Consider the following 16,099-nt stretch of genomic DNA (forward strand, 5'->3'; position numbering starts at 1 on the left):
TCCAGTGATCTAAAGGGGTATGATCAAACTAACAGTTAGGCTTCCTGATGATTAAGGCGACCCCCCGCACCGCACGGGCGATCAACGACCGCATGGCCCTCGACCTGCTGGTCGAGCAGGGCCCGTTGACCGCCCCGCAACTGCGCGAGCTGACCGGCCTGTCCCGCCCGTCGGTCTCCGACCTGATCGAACGGCTCCACGACGCCGCCCTGATCGAACCGGCCGGGGAGAGCGGCGCCGACAAACGCGGCCCCAACGCGCGCCTGTGGCGGGTGGCCGCCGCGCGCGCCCACGTGGTGGGTGTGGACGTGCGCCCCTGCCACGTCAGCGCGGTCTGCGCCGACCTCGCGGGCCGGACGCTCACCGAGGCGGTGCTGCCGGGTCAGCCGGGCATCGTCGCCGCCGTCCGGGCGGTGGCGGAGGATCCGCTGCACACCGTCGTGGTGGGCGCGCCCGGCCACGGCTCCCGGCACGCGCCGGCCGAGGAGGCGGAACTCGGCGTGCGCGTGGTGGTCGAGAACGAGGTCAACCTGGCCGCCGTCGCCGAGCACCGCGCCGGGGCGGCGGTCGGCCGTGCGGACTTCGCCCTGCTCTGGCTCGACGAGGGGACGGGCGGCGCGCTGGTCCTCGACCACAAGCTGCGCCGGGGCGTCTCGGGCGCGGCGGGCGAGGTGGGCTTCCTCCCGCTGCGCGGCGGCGACCTGCACGACCTCGTCGCCACGGCCCCCGGCTCACTCGACGCGCTGGCCGAACGGGTCGCCCTCGGCGTGGCCACGATCGCGGAGGTCGTCGACCCCGGCCTGGTCGTGCTCGGCGGCGGCACCGGCCACGCGGGCGGACCGGATCTGTCCCTGCGCGTCCAGCGCGCCGTCGACGCGATCTGCCCAGTGGCCGTGGAGGTCAGGGCGAGCGAGGTCGCCGACAACCCGGTCCTGCTCGGAGCCACCCTGCTGGCCCTCGACGCGGCCAGGGACGAGACGTTCGGCTAGTTGTTGAGCCAGATGAACAGGTTGAGCGCCCCGGCGTAGGTCACCCAGAGCAGATAGGGCGCCAGCAGCCGCCCGGCGACCGGCCGCCGGCGCAGGAACATGACGATGTTCACGAGGATCGCCACCCACAGCAGCGAGATGTCCAGGAACGCGGCCCCGTAGAGCCCGGCGCCGAAGAACAGCGGCGTCCAGAGGGCGTTGAGAACGAGCTGGACCGCGTACGGGACGAACGAGGAGTCGAAGCCGCGCGCCTCCCAGACCAGCCAGCCGGAGATCGCGATCAGGATGTAGAGGACCGTCCAGGCCGGGCCGAAGAGCCACTGCGGCGGCGCCCACACGGGCAGGTCGAGCCGGACGTAGACGGCGCCGGCGTTGGCGGCCGCGAGCCCGCCGACCACGGCGACCAGCGCCACGACCAGCGCGAACAGGGCGAGACCGGGCCAGCGGTGACGGGTGAGGGTACTCATGACCCACCCCTGCCCGGAGGGGCTCAGGTCAAGCGGGCTCGGCGTGCATCCGGTTCAGGACCCGCTTGAACGCCCAGATCGACCCCGCGAACGCCACACCGGTGATCACGGCCACCGCCGACGTGCGGACCAGCAGATAGGTCGAGACGTTGTTGTGCAGCAGCAGCCAGATGCTCACCGCCGAGTTGCACATCAGCACGAACGCCCACAGCAGGGTGATCCGCGCGAAGAACTGCCGCATCCGCTCGTGCCTCAGCACGAACTGCGGCAGGTGGATGTAGTCGAGCGTGAGCCGCTGCACCAGCGGCTTGTTCAGCCGGACGGAGGCCAGGAAGGCCAGCGCGATGCAGATCGTGCCGAGCTCCGGCTGGATGAAGTAGACCACCGCGTCCCCGCTCCACCACCCCAGGAGCGCCCGCACGGTGATCGCGATCGCCGCCAGCACCATGGTCCCGGGCACCGGCCGCCGCCGGACCAGCCGGTAGAGGACGCCGATGTAGACCCAGGAGACGGCGGCGATGAGCCCGCCGTCGAGACCGAGCAGCGCGAAGGCGGTGTAGAAGACCACCAGAGGAGCGACCACCCCTTCCAGCAGCCGGGGGACCGCCGTACGCAACAGGGCGGTCAGCCGGGGCAGGGTGAATGGCGGGTGGGTCATGCCGCTCCTTCGGGCGTCGAAAGCACCGACGCTAAAGCTTGCGCGCCTACCCATGGGGCGGTCTGTGAAAACCCGTTGGGAAGGCCGTGGCCGATCCGTTACAGTACCCGACCCCTAGGGGTGCCCACGGCTTACCCCTTAAGGGACATGTACGGAGTTAGAGGGATGTAACCCTCTTGGTCACGGCCGTCCGGTTACCCCAGGCTGGTGGTCGCCAGCTTCGCCCCGAAGCCGAGGAACACGGCCCCCACGCCCGTCGTCAGCCCCGCCGTCAGCACCTTCCGCCGCCGGAACTGCCCGGCCAGGAACGTGCCGCCGAAGATCAGCGCCGACAGGTAGAGCACCGAGAACACCTGCAGGATCGCCCCGAGGATGAGGAACGACAGCGCGGGCGCGGCGTAGCCGGGGTCGACGAACTGGATGAAGAACGAGACGAAGAACAGGATCGCCTTCGGGTTCAGCAGGCTGATGACGAGCGCCTTGCGGAACGGGTCGGGGGAGGGCGCCGGGGTCTCGACGCCCGCGGTCACGGTTCTGGTCCGCCACGCGCCCCAGATCATGCTGATCCCGATGTAGGCCAGGTAGGCCGCACCGGCGTACTTGACGATCGTGAAGACCAGGTCGCTGGACATGAGCAGGGAGGCGGCCCCCGCCGCCGAGGCGATCATCAGGACCGAGTCGCCGATGAAGACCGCGGCCGCCGCGCGGTAGGCGTCGCGGACGCCGCGCTGGGCGGCGGTGGAGAGCACGAACAGGGAGTTCGGGCCGGGGAGGAGGACGATCAGGAACGCGCCGATGACATAAGTCCATATGTCGGTGATGCCGAAGAACACGTGGTCACGATACTCCCGGAGGCTTTGCCGGTAATTCCTATATGTTTAGTATGGAATGTATGACCGAACCCCCCACCCGGCAGGAGAGTCGCACCCAGTTCAACGAGGACTGGGCGGCCACCGTCATCGGACTCCTCCTGCTCGTGCTCGTCATCGTCGGCGTCATCCCGCCGGGGCTGATCCCGTGACCGAGACCCGGACCGAGACCCGGAGCACCGGGCTGTACGCCGCTCTCGGTGTCGTCGTCGTGCTGCTGCTCGGCGCGGCCACCCGGTTCCTGGAGAAGAACGTCCCGACCTGGTTCGAGGGCGACTTCGCCAAGGCCGTCGAATATCCCGTCTACGCCATCGTCCTCGGCCTGCTCGGCAACGCGATCCTGACCGCCACCGGGTGGCGGGAGCGGCTGGAGGGCGGCTTCCGGACCGAGTTCTTCATCAAGACCGGGCTCGTGCTGCTCGGGGCGTCCATCAACCTGAAGGTGATCGTCACGGCCGCCGGGCCCGCGATCATCCAGGGGATCCTGCTCATCACCAGCGTGTTCCTGTTCACCTGGTGGCTGGCCGGGCGGCTCGGGATCGACGACAAGCTCCGCGCGCTGCTGTCGTCGGCCGTGTCGATCTGCGGGGTGAGCGCGGCCATCGCGGCGGCGGGAGCCGTCCAGGCGAAGAAGGAGCAGCTGGCCTACACGGCCAGCCTGGTCATCGCCTTCGCGCTGCCGTCGATCTTCCTGGTGCCGTGGCTGGCCTCGGTGTTCGGGCTGAGCGACGAGGTCGCGGGGGCCTGGATCGGCGGCAACATCGACACCACCGCCGCCGTCACCGCCGCCGGCGCGCTGGTCGGCGAGGACGCGCTGGCGGTCGCCTCCATCGTCAAGGTCACCCAGAACGCGCTGATCGGCATCGTGGTGATCGCGCTGACGGCGTGGTTCGCGTTCCGGATCGAGCGGACCCCCGGGGCCAGAGCGCCGGGGATCGGGGAGTTCTGGGCGCGCTTCCCCAAGTTCGTGCTCGGGTTCGTGGCCGCCTCGGTGATCGCGACCTGGTACCTCTCCACGGTCTCCTCCGACGAGGGGAAGGCCACCATCGCGGTCGCCAACGACCTGCGGGTGTGGTTCCTCATCCTGGCCTTCGTCAGCATCGGGCTGGAGTTCAAGGTCAGCTCGCTGCGGGAGGCGGGCTGGCGGCCCGTCGTGGTGTTCGGCAGCGCCGCCGTGCTCAACCTGGTCCTGGCACTCGGGCTCGCCCTGCTGCTGTTCAGCGGGTTCACCGTGTGACCTGGGTCACAATTCGATCGCTGGAACGTGCTCACGGGTGACGCCCCTTGTTCGGGGCGTCACCCTGCCGGTAGCTTCACACCCCGACGTCGCGGCGGCGGAAGCCCCAGAGCCCCGCTGCGACGAGCACCGTGGCGACCCCGGTGAGCACGACCAGCGGAAGCGCGGTCGCCTCTCCGCCGGGGAGGCGGGGCGTGTGGGTGAACGGCGACAGGTCGAGAACGGCCTGGCTGAGCTGGAGCAGTGCGCCGATCTGTCCCAGCAGCAGGCAGATCGCCAGGATCCCCCACGCCACCGCCGAAAGACGCGGCAGCAGCCCGAACAGCGCGACCGTCAGGCCCGTGAGGGTGGCCGCCGCCGGGGCCTGCGCGAGCGCCGCGCCGATCAGGCGGGGGACCTGGCCCAGGTCGCCGACGTCCGCTCCGTAGGTGAGGCCGAGGCCCGCGCCGATCATGACCAGAGCCACGACCGGGCCGATCACCGCGAAGACCACGTGGCCGAGCGCCCACGGCACCCGCGCGGTCGCCGTGGCGAGCACCGGTTCGGCCCGCATCGCGCTCTCCTCCGCGCGCATCCGCAGCGCCGCCTGGATCCCGTACGCCGCGGCGGCGATGGCCGCCATGCCCAGCAGGGTGGCGATGAAGGTGTCGGTGAGCGACACCCCGCCGCCCAGGCGGGCGAACAGCTCCGCCAGCTCCGGGTTGCCGTTGAACGCCTCGGTCGCGCCGGACACCGCGCCGCCGAAGGCCAGCCCGAAGACCAGGAAACCGGCGCTCCAGCCGATCAGCAGGCCCTTCTGCAGCCGCCAGGCCAGCGCGAACGGGCCGGTCAGCGAGGTCGAACCGGCGGGGCCGAGCCGGGCCGGCAGCAGCCCGCCGCCCACGTCGCGGCGGACCGACAGCCATCCGGCCAGCCCGGCCAGCAGCACGGCCAGGCCGGCGGAGGCCAGCAGCGGCAGCCAGGTCTCGTCGGCGAACGGCTGGGTGTACTGGCTCCACGCCAGCGGCGAGGCCCACGACAGGCCGGAGCCGGTCGCGTCACCGGCCGCGCGGACCAGGTAGGCCACCCCGAGCGCGCCCAGCGCCAGCCCGCGCGCCGGTCCGGCGTTCTCGGTGAGCTGCGCGGCCACCGCGCCGACGGCGGCGAACACGATCCCGGCGGACGCCACCGACATGCCCAGCAGCAGCGAGCCGCTGGACAAGCCCATGAAGGCCGCGGTCAGCAGGCCCAGGACGAGATCGGCGGCGATCACCACGAGGAGAGCGGCGCCGAGGGGGGCGTGCCGCCCGACGACGGTCGCGGCGACGAGCTCCCGCCGCCCGGCGTCCTCCTCCGTGCGGGTGTGCCTGATCACCACCAGCACGTTGATCAGCGCGACGATCAGCAGCGTCAGCCCGGCCCGCTGGGTGGCCAGGGCGCCGACGCTCGACCCGTAGATCGGGCCCAGCATGCCCTCGATCGACGGGATGCCCGCCGTGGTCCGCGCGTAGAGGGCCCGGGACTCCTCGGTGGGCGTGAGCTCGGCGAAGCTCGCGGCGTACGCGGCGGGGAGGGCCGAGAGGATCAGCACCCACAGGGGGAGCAGGACCCGGTCGCGCCGCAGGATCAACCGGATCAGGTGCCATCCGCCGGTCATGACGCCACGCCCTGGTAGTGGCGCATGAAGAGCTCTTCGAGGGTGGGGGGCTGGGAGGTGAGGCTGCGCACGCCCGCCGTCGTCAGGTGCTTGAGGGTCTCGTCGAGCCGGTCGGTGTCGACCTCGAAGCGGACCCGGGTGCCGTCGACGACCAGGTCGTGCACGCCCGGGATGGAGGTCAGGGGGGCGGCCAGGTCGGCGCTGATCGACGTGCGGGTCAGGTGGCGCAGGTCGGTGAGGGTGCCGGTCTCGACGGTCTGGCCGTTCCTGATGATGCTCACCCGGTCGCAGAGCTGCTCGACCTCGGCCAGGATGTGGCTCGACAGCAGGACCGTGCGACCCGACCGCTTCTCCTCGACCACGCACTCGCGGAAGACCTCCTCCATCAGGGGGTCCAGGCCGGAGGTGGGCTCGTCGAGGATGAGCAGCTCCACGTCGGAGGCGAGGGCCGCGACCAGGGCGACCTTCTGCCGGTTGCCCTTGGAGTAGGCACGGCCCTTCTTGCGCGGGTCGAGGTCGAAGCGCTCCAGCAGTTCGGCCCGGCGCTGGGGGTTCAGCCCGCCGCGCAGCCGGCCGAGCAGGTCGATGACCTCGCCGCCCGACAGGTTCGGCCACAGGGTGACGTCACCGGGCACGTAGGCCAGGCGGCGGTGGAGCGCGGTGGCGTCCTTCCACGGATCGCCGCCGAGCAGCCGGGCTGAGCCGGAGTCGGCACGCAGCAGCCCGAGGAGGACCCGGATCGTGGTGGACTTCCCCGATCCGTTCGGGCCCAGAAAACCGTGCACCTCCCCGGTCTTGACCGTGAGGTCGAGTCCGTTGAGCGCGTGCGTCCGGCCGAACGTCTTGTGGAGGCCGGACACCATGATGGCGTTTTCCATGTTTCGGACCGTACACTCGTTTCACGAAGTTGTGAAATGAGTGACGCGTATGAATCGCATATATATTTCGGTGGGGAGGTTGGATGCGAGACGAGGAACAGGTACGCATGGCCACCGAGCGGATGGCCATGGTGTTCACGAGCTGGGGCTTTCCCCGGATGTCCGCCCGGGTGCTGATGACGGTGATGATCGCCGACGAGGACGCGCTCACGGCCGGCCAGATCGGTGAGCGGCTGGGGGTGAGCCCGGCGGCGGTGTCAGGTGCGGTGCGCTACCTGCTCCAGGTGGGCATGCTGGCCAAGGAGCCGCAGATCGGCTCGCGCAGCGACGTCTACCGGCTGCCCGACAACCCCTGGTACGAGGCGACGGTCCTGAAGAACGACCTCTTCATCACCCTGGCCGCCATGGCCGAGGAGATCGTCGTCGCGCTCGGGGAGGACACCCCGGCGGCCCGCCGGGTCGGGACCATGAACGAATACTTCAAGTTCGTCCACGAGTCGCTGCCGATGCTCATGGAGCTCTGGCGGAAGTACAAGGTGGAACACGGCCTTGACTGACCCTGTGACTGACCCCGTGACTGACAGAGGGTCTGACATATGTTGACATAGACCGCCCCGGGATTCCGGGGCGGTTTCGTCATGTCTCACCGGATACCGGGATGGGCCTTGTGAGGGCGGGATCGGCGGGCTACGATCCCCACAACTCTTAGGAAACTTTACTAAAAGAAATCCTGAACCACTGCGTCAAGTCACCGGACGCGGCCACAGCTCTGTTCCCCCCACCCGTCCCACAGAGGTTGTGACATGCAACGCAGGTACCTCTGGCGTGCGCTGACGGCGGTCTTCTCGCTCGCGCTCGCCTTCGTCGTGATCCCCTTCGTCGCCAGTCCCGCCAGCGCGGCCGCGACGGCGACCTTCACCAAGACCTCCTCCTGGGGGTCGGCCTTCGAGGGCAAGTACGTCATCACCAACGCCGGCCCCACCGCGATCAACGGCTGGTCGCTCGCCTTCGACCTGCCGTCCGGCGGCGCGGTCAGCTCCCAGTGGGACGCCGTGCTGTCCCGCAACGGCCAGCGCTTCACCTTCGGCAACGTCGGCTGGAACGGCGCGATCCCGGTCGGCGGCTCGGTGAGCTTCGGCTTCATCGCCAGCCCCGGCGGCGCGACCCCGGCCAACTGCACCCTCAACGGCGTCTCCTGCGGCGGCGGCACCAACCCCTCCCCGTCGCCCTCTCCCTCGCCGCAGCCGGGGGTGCCCGGCAAGCCCGGCGCCCCGACCGTGACCGGCACCACCGGTTCCTCGATCTCGCTGTCGTGGGGCGCGTCTTCGGGCACGGTCACCGGCTACCGCGTGTACGAGGGCTCGACCCAGCGCGCCCAGGTCACCGGCACCACGGCGACCGTCTCCGGGCTGGCCGCCTGCACCGGGAAGACGTACACGGTCAAGGCCTACAACGCGCAGGGCGAGTCGGTCGCCAGCGACGCGGTGAGCGGCTCCACCACCGGCTGCCCGATCGGGCCGCTGCCCAAGCACTTCCTCACCGGCTACTGGCACAACTTCGTCAACCCGGCCACCGAGCTGAAGCTGTCGGCGGTGCCGAACGAGTACGACCTGATCGCCATCGCGTTCGCCGAGGCCACCACCACCCCCGGCCAGGTCACCTTCGCCCTCGACCCGGGCCTGGCCTCGGCCGTCGGCGGCTACACCGAGGCGCAGTTCAAGGCCGACGTCCAGGCCAAGAAGGCGGCGGGCAAGAAGGTCATCATCTCGGTCGGCGGCGAGACCGGCCGCGTGCAGGTCGCCAGCTCCGCCGCCGCGACCCAGTTCGCCAACTCGGTTTACTCGATCATGCAGACCTACGGCTTCGACGGCGTCGACATCGACCTGGAGAACGGCCTCAACGCCCAGTGGATGGGCGACGCGCTGCGCCAGCTCCGCTCCCGCGTCGGCTCGTCGCTCATCATCACGATGGCGCCGCAGACGATCGACATGCAGTCGACCGGCATGGAGTACTTCAAGCTGGCCCTGGCCATCAAGGACATCCTCACCGTCGTCCACATGCAGTACTACAACTCCGGCTCGATGCTCGGCTGCGACCAGTCGTTCGCCTACGGCCAGGGCTCGGTCAACTTCCTCACCGCCCTCGCCTGCATCCAGCTGGAGAACGGCCTGCGCGACGACCAAGTGGCACTCGGCCTGCCGTCCGGGCCCGGCGCGGCCGGCGGCGGCGTGGTCGCCCCCTCGATGGTCAACCAGGCGCTGACCTGCCTGGCGACCCGGACCAACTGCGGCAGCTTCGTGCCGCCGCGCGCCTACCCGGGCATCCGGGGCGCGATGACCTGGTCGATCAACTGGGACGCCAGCAACAACTGGAACTTCTCCCGGACCGTCCGCCCCCACCTGAACACCCTTCCGTAGATGAAGATCCGCAGCCTCATAGCAGCTGCGGCCCTCGTGCTGGGCGGCGCCTTTGTGGCGTCGCCCGCCCAGGCCGCCAACATCGCCACCAACCCCGGCTTCGAGTCGGGCCTGACAGGCTGGACGTGCTCCTCGGGCGCGCAGGCCGTCACCACCCCCGTCCGATCGGGCTCCGGAGCGCTGGCCGCCACCCCGGCGGGCAGCGACTTCGCCCGGTGCTCCCAGACCGTGACCGTCCAGCCGAACACCGCCTACACGCTCTCGGCGTGGGTGCGCGGCCCCTACGTCTTCCTCGGCGCCATCGGGTTCTCCGAGACCTGGGCCGCGCCCGGGGCGAACTGGGCCCAGCTCACCCGCTCGTTCACCACCGGCGCGTCACAGACCTCCGTGACGATCTACCTGAACGGCTGGTACGGCCAGGGCACCTACTACGCCGACGACGTCGTCCTCGACGGCCCCGGCGGCAACCCGCCCGGCCCGCAGCCCCCGGCGGCTCCGGCGCTGTCGCTCAGCCAGACCGTTTCCGAGGCCAACCTGTCCTGGCCCGCCGTCTCCGGGGCCACGCAGTACCGCGTCTACCGGAACGGCGCGCTGATCGCGACGCAGACCGGGACGACCTACACCGACCGGCCCGCCGCGGGCACCTACGGCTACCAGGTCGGCGCGGTCAACGCCGCCGGCGAGTCGGGGCGCTCCAACACGGTCACCGCGGTGATCGGCAGTGTCCCGCCACCGCCGACGGGCCTGCCGAAACGCGTCCTGGTCGGCTACCTGCACGCCTCGTTCGCCAACGGCTCCGGCTACACGCGGATGGCCGATGTGCCGAACGAGTGGGACGTCGTCAACCTGTCGTTCGGCGAGCCGACCTCGGTGACCTCCGGCGACATCCGCTTCACCCAGTGCCCGGCCGCCGAGTGCCCCAACGTGGAGACCGAGGCGCAGTTCATCGCGGGCATCCGGGCCAAGCAGCAGGCCGGCAAGAAGGTGCTGATCTCGATCGGCGGCCAGAACGGCCAGGTCCAGCTCACGACGACGGCGGCGCGCGACAAGTTCGTCCAGTCGGTCGGCGCGATCATCGACAAGTACGGCCTCGACGGTCTCGACATCGACTTCGAGGGCCACAGCCTGTCGCTGAACACCGGTGACACCGACTTCCGCAACCCGACCACCCCCGTGATCGTCAACCTGATCGCGGCGCTGCGCTCGCTGAAGACCCGTTACGGGAGCCGTTTCATCCTGACCATGGCTCCGGAGACGTTCTTCGTCCAGCTCGGCTACCAGTTCTACGGCTCGGGCCAGTGGGGAGGCGCGGACCCGCGCGCCGCCGCCTACCTGCCGGTCATCCACGCGATGCGGAACGACCTGACCCTGCTCCACGTGCAGGACTACAACTCCGGGCCGATCATGGGCCTGGACAACCAGTACCACACGATGGGCGGCCACGACTTCCACGTCGCGATGACCGACATGCTGCTCGCCGGGTTCCCGATCCAGGGCAACGCGAACAACGTGTTCCCGGCGCTGCGCCAGGACCAGGTGGCCATCGGGCTGCCGGCGTCGGGCCAGGCCGGCAACGGCTTCACCAGCGTCGCCGAGGTCCAGAAGGCCTTCGACTGCCTGGCCAAGGGCACCAACTGCGGCACGTACCGGCCGCGCGGTGTCTACCCGAACCTCCGAGGCCTGATGACCTGGTCGATCAACTGGGACCGGTTCAACAACTTCGAGTTCTCCCGCAACCACCGCGCCTACCTCAACGCGCTCGGATAAGGGACCTTTCCGATGAAACTACGTGCGACTCTGGTCGCGTTAGGGACTCTCGCCGGGGTCCTCGTCGCCGCCACCCCCGCGCAGGCCGCCCCCGCCACCGCCGTCTTCACCAAGACCTCCGACTGGGGCTCGGCCTTCGAGGGCAAGTACGTCATCACCAACGGCACGACGTCCACCATCAACGGCTGGTCGGTCGCCTTCGACCTGCCCTCGGGCGGGAACGTCAGCTCTCAGTGGGACGCCGTGCTGTCCCGCAGCGGGCAGCGCTTCACCTTCTCCAACGTGGGCTGGAACGGCTCCCTGGCGCCGGGAGCCACCGCCAGCTTCGGCTTCATCGCCTCACCCGGCTCGGCCGTCCCCGCGAACTGCACCCTGAACGGGCAGCCCTGCGGCGGCGGCACCACCAACCCCGGCGCCCCCGGCACCCCCGGGACCCCGTCGGTGACCGGGACCACCGGCTCGTCGATCTCCCTGTCGTGGGGCGCGTCCTCGGGCACGGTCACGGGCTATCGCGTGTACGAGGGCTCGACCCAGCGCGCGCAGGTCACCGGCACCTCGGCGACCATCTCGGGGATCGCGGCGTGCACCTCGAAGACCTACGTCGTGAGGGCGTACAACACCGTGGGTGAGTCGTCGTCGTCCGGTTCGGTGACCGGCTCGACCACCGGCTGCCCGACCGGCGGGCCCCGGATGCCCGGCGCGCCCTACCTCTACATGGGCTGGGGCGACCCGCCCAACCCCGCGAGCGTGATGTCGGCGACCGGCGTGAAGTCGTTCACGATGGCCTTCATCCTGTCGAGCGGCGGCTGCAACCCGGCCTGGGACGGCAACCGCCCGCTGAACAACGCGGCCGACGTCAACGCCATCAACGCGATCAAGGCGGCCGGCGGGTCGATCCAGGTCTCCTTCGGCGGCTGGCAGGGCAACAAGCTCGGCCCGAACTGCTCGACGCCGCAGGCCTACGCGCAGGCGGTCCAGACGGTGATCAACGCCACCGGGCCGGCCGTGGTCGACTTCGACATCGAGAACACCGACGAGTTCGAGAACTACACCGTCCAGGACCGCATCCTGAACGGCCTCAAGATCGTCAAGCAGAACAACCCGAACATCAAGATCGCGGTCACCTTCGGGACGTCCACGACCGGCCCCACCTCCCACGGCGTGCGCCTGATCAACCAGGCGCGGGCCCTGGCGGTGCCGATCGACAACTTCACGATCATGACGTTCGACTTCGGCAGCTCGAACATCCAGCAGGACACGATCAACGCGTCCGAGGGCCTGAAGAACGTGCTCAAGTCCGCCTACGGCTACACCGACGCCCAGGCCTACGCGAAGATGGGCATCTCCGGCATGGTCGGCCTGTCCGACCAACTGGAGACCACCACCCCCGCGGCCTGGACGGCCATCCGCGACTACGCCCTCCAGCGTGGTCTGACCCGCTTCGCGACGTGGTCGGTCAACCGCGACCGCCCCTGTCCGGGCGGCGGCGTGGTCGCCAACTGCTCCGGCATCAGCCAGTCGAACTGGGACTTCACCCGGATCACGGGCGGCTTCTGACCCAAGCCGAGGGCGGTGCGCACCCACGCCGGGACGCCGGGGCGCGCACCGCCCTCTTTCGATCGGCCCCGGTCAGTCGTGACGGGGCGAGGCGGGAGCGGGTGGTCGGCGCCGGTCACGGCGAGACGCGGAGGCGGCGGGCGGGGCCGGCCGGGCGGAGCCGTAACGGAAAGAAAGAAGAGGCTCTTCGCCGTGCGGGAACCGGCGGCCGCCTTCGTCGCTAAGGTTGGCGCGTCATGGATTACGCAATCCCCACGGGAATCCTTCTCGTCACCGGTGTCGTGCTCGCCGTCCTCGCGCAGCGGAGGGGGTGGCAACCCTCACTCCTGGCGATCCTCGGGGTCGGCATCGCGGTGCGGGTGCTGATCATGGCGTTCTCGGCCGCCGACTCCTGGCAGCCGATCGACTTCGTCAACAGCTTCCGCCCGGCCGGGGAGGCGATCCTCGAAGGGCGCAACCCGGTCAACAGCGGGTGGCACTTCCTGCCGGCGATCCCCTATGTCTACGGGTCGCTGATGTGGCTGGGCATCCCGTGGGAGGTCGCGGGGCGGCTCGTCACCGTCGTCGCCGACCTCGCGCTCATTCCCCTCGTCGGCAGACTCGCCGGTCGGGGGCAGGGGAGGCTGCGCGCCTTCCAATACGCGTGCAATCCGCTCGCCGTCCTGGTCGCCTCGGTCCACGGCCAGGTCGAGCCCGTCTCGCTGGTGTTCGCCGTGGCCGCCTACGTCGTGGCGCGCGGACCGGGCGAGTTCCGGGGGAGTGAGCCGCTGCTCGACCGGCCCGACCGGATGGTGCGCAGCCTGCTCACCCGCGACGCGACCGGGGTGACCCGCCGCGCGGTCTGCGCCGGGATGCTCATGGGGCTGGCGCTCTGCGCCAAGAGCTGGCCGGTGATCCTGGTGCCGGGCATGCTGATGTTCCTGCCGGGAGTGCGGGCGCGGATCGTCTCGGGGCTGGCGGTGGCCGTGCCGCCGATCCTGGTGCTGCTGACCATGCCGCTCGGCGGCTGGGTGCGCTGGGACCAGCTCGTCGACGTGCTGAAGGAGATCAGCCTGCGGCCGAGCGACGTGCGGCCGATCACCGGCGACTGGGGCTGGACCGCCGTGATCAACGGCGGCAACTGGGACCTCACGCCGTGGAAGCTCGTCGTCGGCCAGTACATGATCTACGCCGTGGCCGCGTTCTGCCTGTGGTGGTGGCGCAAGGCCGACCCCGTCGACGTGTCGATCGCCATCCTGCTGGGATTCATGGTCGTCACGCCCCGCCTGGGCGCGCAGTACCTGCTCTGGTTCATGCCGTTCCTGGTCGCCCGCCCGACCCGCTGGGCGTGGCCGGCCATCATCGGCAGCTCGCTGTGGGCCGCGACCGGCTATCTCGTGCTGACCCAGTTCCGCGGCCCCGACTGGGGCGCGCTGCACGCGCCGTGGGCGATCAGCTCGATCGTGCTGTTCCCGCTGCTCATCGCCGCGATGCCGTGGGCCCGCCGGACGCTGGGCTCACTCGACGATCAGCCGGACCAGGTGCCCGTGACTCTTGAAGCCGGGCGGGTCGCCGTCGAGCACCCCGGTGACGCAGTCGAAGACCCGGGGTTCGCTCTGCCGGACGAAGAAGACGGGCTCGGCGATCGCCGCGAGAAGACCGACAGCGGCACGGTGCAGCGCGACACCTGACAGCTCCGCGCCGGTCGCCAGCGTGACCTCGTAGACCCCGTCGTCGACGAGCCGTTCGCCGGTGATCCGCCAGGTCTGGCCACACGCCTTCTTCAGGTGCGGCAGCAGGTGGACCTCCGGCTCCTCGGTCACCCACCCGTCGCGGCGCATGCCCGCCAGCAGACTGGCGACCTGGGGGTCCATCGCCGTGCCGTCGGCGATCCCGGTCTGCCGTTCGTCGATGTCCCATCTGCGCATCCGGTGACCTTACGTCGCCGCCCGCTCCGGCGGGGGAGGTTCCCCGGAAACCAGCGCGCGGGCGAACCGGGCGGACGGATCACTGTCGATGATCAGCGCCCGGACCAGCAGCGACAGCGGAATCGCCAGCAACGCCCCCAGCGGCCCGATCACGAAGGCCCACACGATCAGCGAGACCAACGTCATCGTGGTCGACAGTCCGACGGCGTCCCCGAGGAACTTCGGCTGCACGAACGACTGCACCACCACATTGATCACGATGTAGGCCAGGATCACCAGCACCATCGTCGAGAATCCCCCGTCGAGCAGCCCGAGCAGCGCCGGCGGCACCAGCCCGAGGATGAAGCCGATGTTCGGCACATAGTTGGTGATCAGCGCCAGGATCCCCCACAGGAGCGGCAGCGGCACGCTCAGGAAGAGCAGCGCGATCACGTCGAGCACCGCGCAGATGATCCCGAAGACCGTGGAGACCAGCAGGTACCGCCGCGTCCGCGCCGCGAAGGTCGTCAGCGCGGCGTGCATCTCGGGCCGCTCGGTCTTGGCCACCCGGATGATCCGGGTGAACGCCGGCGCGTCCAGGCTCATCGACAGCGACAGCACCACGATCAGGAACAGCGCAGACCCGGCCCCCAGCGCCCCCGCCAGCAGCCCCTGCGCGACCGGCAGCAGCCGGCTCGGATCGAACGACGCCACCGCCTTGTCGATCTGGTCGGTCCCCAGCCCGATCCCGGCCGCGAAGGCGCGCGCCTCCGCCGCCAGCGCGGCGAACTTATCCGCGTACGTGGGTGCGAGCACCGCCAGCTGAGTCGCGGCCACCGCGATGATCGCCAGCATCCCGGCCAGCACCAGCAGCACGATCAGAAAGGGAACAGTGACCTGCAGCCACTGCGGCGCGCCCTTCCTCTCCAGCACGCCCCTGACCGGTGCGACCGCCACCACCAGCACCAAGGCCAGCATCACCGGACCGACGATGGACCCCACGGCCTGGATCCCGGCGAGTGTCACGACGGCCGCCGCCGTGGTGAGCAGGACGACCAGTGCGCGCGGCAATTGGACCATGAGCCGTCTCCTACCCTTCTGACCGGCGGAGACCCACCGTTGGCGATCAACTGACCGACCCGTGACCCGGTAAACGTGCGGGAGCACTCCGGGGAGCTGTTAATCTTTAATCCGTCGACCTGGTTCGACAAACCCCACTCAACAAGATCCGGGAATCCGGGCGGTTTGACATCGCCTGGAATCTGGCTAAGTTAGAGGGGTTGCTTTTCGGCAGGAACCGCAAAAAGTGCCAGTTTGACACTAGCGGGAAACGCTGAAAAGATAAAGGCACAACAGCAAGAAAAAACAAAAGCTTAAAAGCAAGTCCGTTTCTTGAGAACTCAACAGTGTGCTAAAAGCCAGTGCATGATGCACAACCCCGTCATTTGATGACGGATTCCTTTGGTTGACATTCATGACGAATGTTGGCTGGGAGAACATCTCTGAAGACATCTTTTGGAGAGTTTGATCCTGGCTCAGGACGAACGCTGGCGGCGTGCTTAACACATGCAAGTCGAGCGGAAAGGCCCTTCGGGGTACTCGAGCGGCGAACGGGTGAGTAACACGTGAGTAACCTGCCCCTGACTCTGGGATAAGCCTGGGAAACTGGGTCTAATACCGGATACGACACACGATGGCATCGTCTGTGTGTGGAAAGTTTTTTCGGTCAGGGATGGGC

14 protein-coding genes and 1 rRNA gene are annotated in these 16,099 nt (G+C 69.5%); 9 read left to right on the forward strand and 6 right to left on the reverse strand.

Annotated elements, in window-relative coordinates:
* Positions 1-47: 47 nt before the first annotated feature.
* Positions 48-989, forward strand: coding sequence for an ROK family transcriptional regulator (locus tag AW270_RS21985; protein ID WP_061296998.1), 942 nt, complete (start codon positions 48-50; stop codon positions 987-989).
* Here AW270_RS21985 and AW270_RS21990 read toward each other — a convergent pair.
* The 3 genes from AW270_RS21990 to leuE all read right to left on the reverse strand — a co-directional run bounded on the left by AW270_RS21990 (position 986) and on the right by leuE (position 2,947).
* Positions 986-1,456 (reverse strand): TspO/MBR family protein, encoded by a 471-nt coding sequence (locus AW270_RS21990; RefSeq protein WP_061296999.1) that lies wholly within the window; start codon positions 1,454-1,456, stop codon positions 986-988. The two genes, AW270_RS21985 and AW270_RS21990, sit on opposite strands and share 4 nt — an antisense overlap.
* A gap of 28 nt (positions 1,457-1,484) precedes the next feature.
* Positions 1,485-2,114: a VC0807 family protein gene (locus tag AW270_RS21995; protein ID WP_061297000.1), complete on the reverse strand. Its 630-nt coding sequence runs from the start codon at positions 2,112-2,114 to the stop codon at positions 1,485-1,487.
* Positions 2,115-2,308: 194 nt separating this feature from the next.
* Positions 2,309-2,947, reverse strand: coding sequence for a leucine efflux protein LeuE (gene leuE / locus AW270_RS22000; protein ID WP_061297001.1), 639 nt, complete (start codon positions 2,945-2,947; stop codon positions 2,309-2,311).
* 59 nt (positions 2,948-3,006) lie between these two features.
* Here leuE and AW270_RS41840 point away from each other — a divergent pair, with 59 nt between their 5' ends.
* Positions 3,007-3,135 carry a hypothetical protein gene (locus tag AW270_RS41840; protein ID WP_269321531.1) on the forward strand — a complete coding sequence of 43 codons (129 nt, stop codon included), beginning with the start codon at positions 3,007-3,009 and terminating at the stop codon, positions 3,133-3,135.
* Positions 3,132-4,220: a YeiH family protein gene (locus AW270_RS22005; RefSeq protein ID WP_061297002.1), complete on the forward strand. Its 1,089-nt coding sequence runs from the start codon at positions 3,132-3,134 to the stop codon at positions 4,218-4,220. The genes AW270_RS41840 and AW270_RS22005 overlap by 4 nt, the downstream gene beginning before the upstream one ends.
* A gap of 76 nt (positions 4,221-4,296) precedes the next feature.
* Here the strand turns inward: AW270_RS22005 and AW270_RS22010 are convergent, their stop codons facing one another.
* Positions 4,297-5,856: an ABC transporter permease gene (locus AW270_RS22010; protein WP_061297003.1), complete on the reverse strand. Its 1,560-nt coding sequence runs from the start codon at positions 5,854-5,856 to the stop codon at positions 4,297-4,299.
* Positions 5,853-6,734 carry an ABC transporter ATP-binding protein gene (locus AW270_RS22015; RefSeq protein WP_061297004.1) on the reverse strand — a complete coding sequence of 294 codons (882 nt, stop codon included), beginning with the start codon at positions 6,732-6,734 and terminating at the stop codon, positions 5,853-5,855. Before AW270_RS22015 ends, AW270_RS22010 begins: the two co-directional genes overlap by 4 nt.
* An 83-nt stretch (positions 6,735-6,817) precedes the next feature.
* On the opposite strand from AW270_RS22015, the gene AW270_RS22020 reads away from it, so the two are divergent.
* From AW270_RS22020 to AW270_RS22040, 5 genes are all read left to right on the forward strand, one after another.
* Entirely contained in the window at positions 6,818-7,291 is a 474-nt protein-coding gene (locus AW270_RS22020) for a GbsR/MarR family transcriptional regulator (RefSeq protein ID WP_061297005.1), read from the forward strand.
* Positions 7,292-7,537: 246 nt separating this feature from the next.
* Positions 7,538-9,151 carry a chitinase gene (locus tag AW270_RS22025; protein WP_061297006.1) on the forward strand — a complete coding sequence of 538 codons (1,614 nt, stop codon included), beginning with the start codon at positions 7,538-7,540 and terminating at the stop codon, positions 9,149-9,151.
* Positions 9,152-10,918 (forward strand): chitinase, encoded by a 1,767-nt coding sequence (locus tag AW270_RS22030; RefSeq protein WP_061297007.1) that lies wholly within the window; start codon positions 9,152-9,154, stop codon positions 10,916-10,918.
* A 12-nt stretch (positions 10,919-10,930) separates the two neighbouring features.
* Entirely contained in the window at positions 10,931-12,475 is a 1,545-nt protein-coding gene (locus AW270_RS22035) for a cellulose binding domain-containing protein (RefSeq protein WP_061297008.1), read from the forward strand.
* A 236-nt stretch (positions 12,476-12,711) separates the two neighbouring features.
* Positions 12,712-14,145 (forward strand): putative hexosyltransferase, encoded by a 1,434-nt coding sequence (locus AW270_RS22040; RefSeq protein WP_063819294.1) that lies wholly within the window; start codon positions 12,712-12,714, stop codon positions 14,143-14,145.
* Positions 14,146-14,391: 246 nt separating this feature from the next.
* Here the strand turns inward: AW270_RS22040 and AW270_RS22050 are convergent, their stop codons facing one another.
* The gene (locus AW270_RS22050; protein ID WP_061297010.1) at positions 14,392-15,441 is read right to left on the reverse strand and encodes an AI-2E family transporter; all 1,050 of its coding nucleotides are present in this window, start codon (positions 15,439-15,441) and stop codon (positions 14,392-14,394) included.
* Positions 15,442-15,873: 432 nt separating this feature from the next.
* Between AW270_RS22050 and AW270_RS22055 the strand changes: the two genes are divergently transcribed.
* A 16S ribosomal RNA gene (locus AW270_RS22055) occupies positions 15,874-16,099 on the forward strand; the annotation flags it as partial.

The sequence above is a fragment of the Herbidospora cretacea genome (assembly GCF_001570605.1).
GTDB classification, from domain to species: Bacteria; Actinomycetota; Actinomycetes; order Streptosporangiales; family Streptosporangiaceae; genus Herbidospora; species Herbidospora cretacea.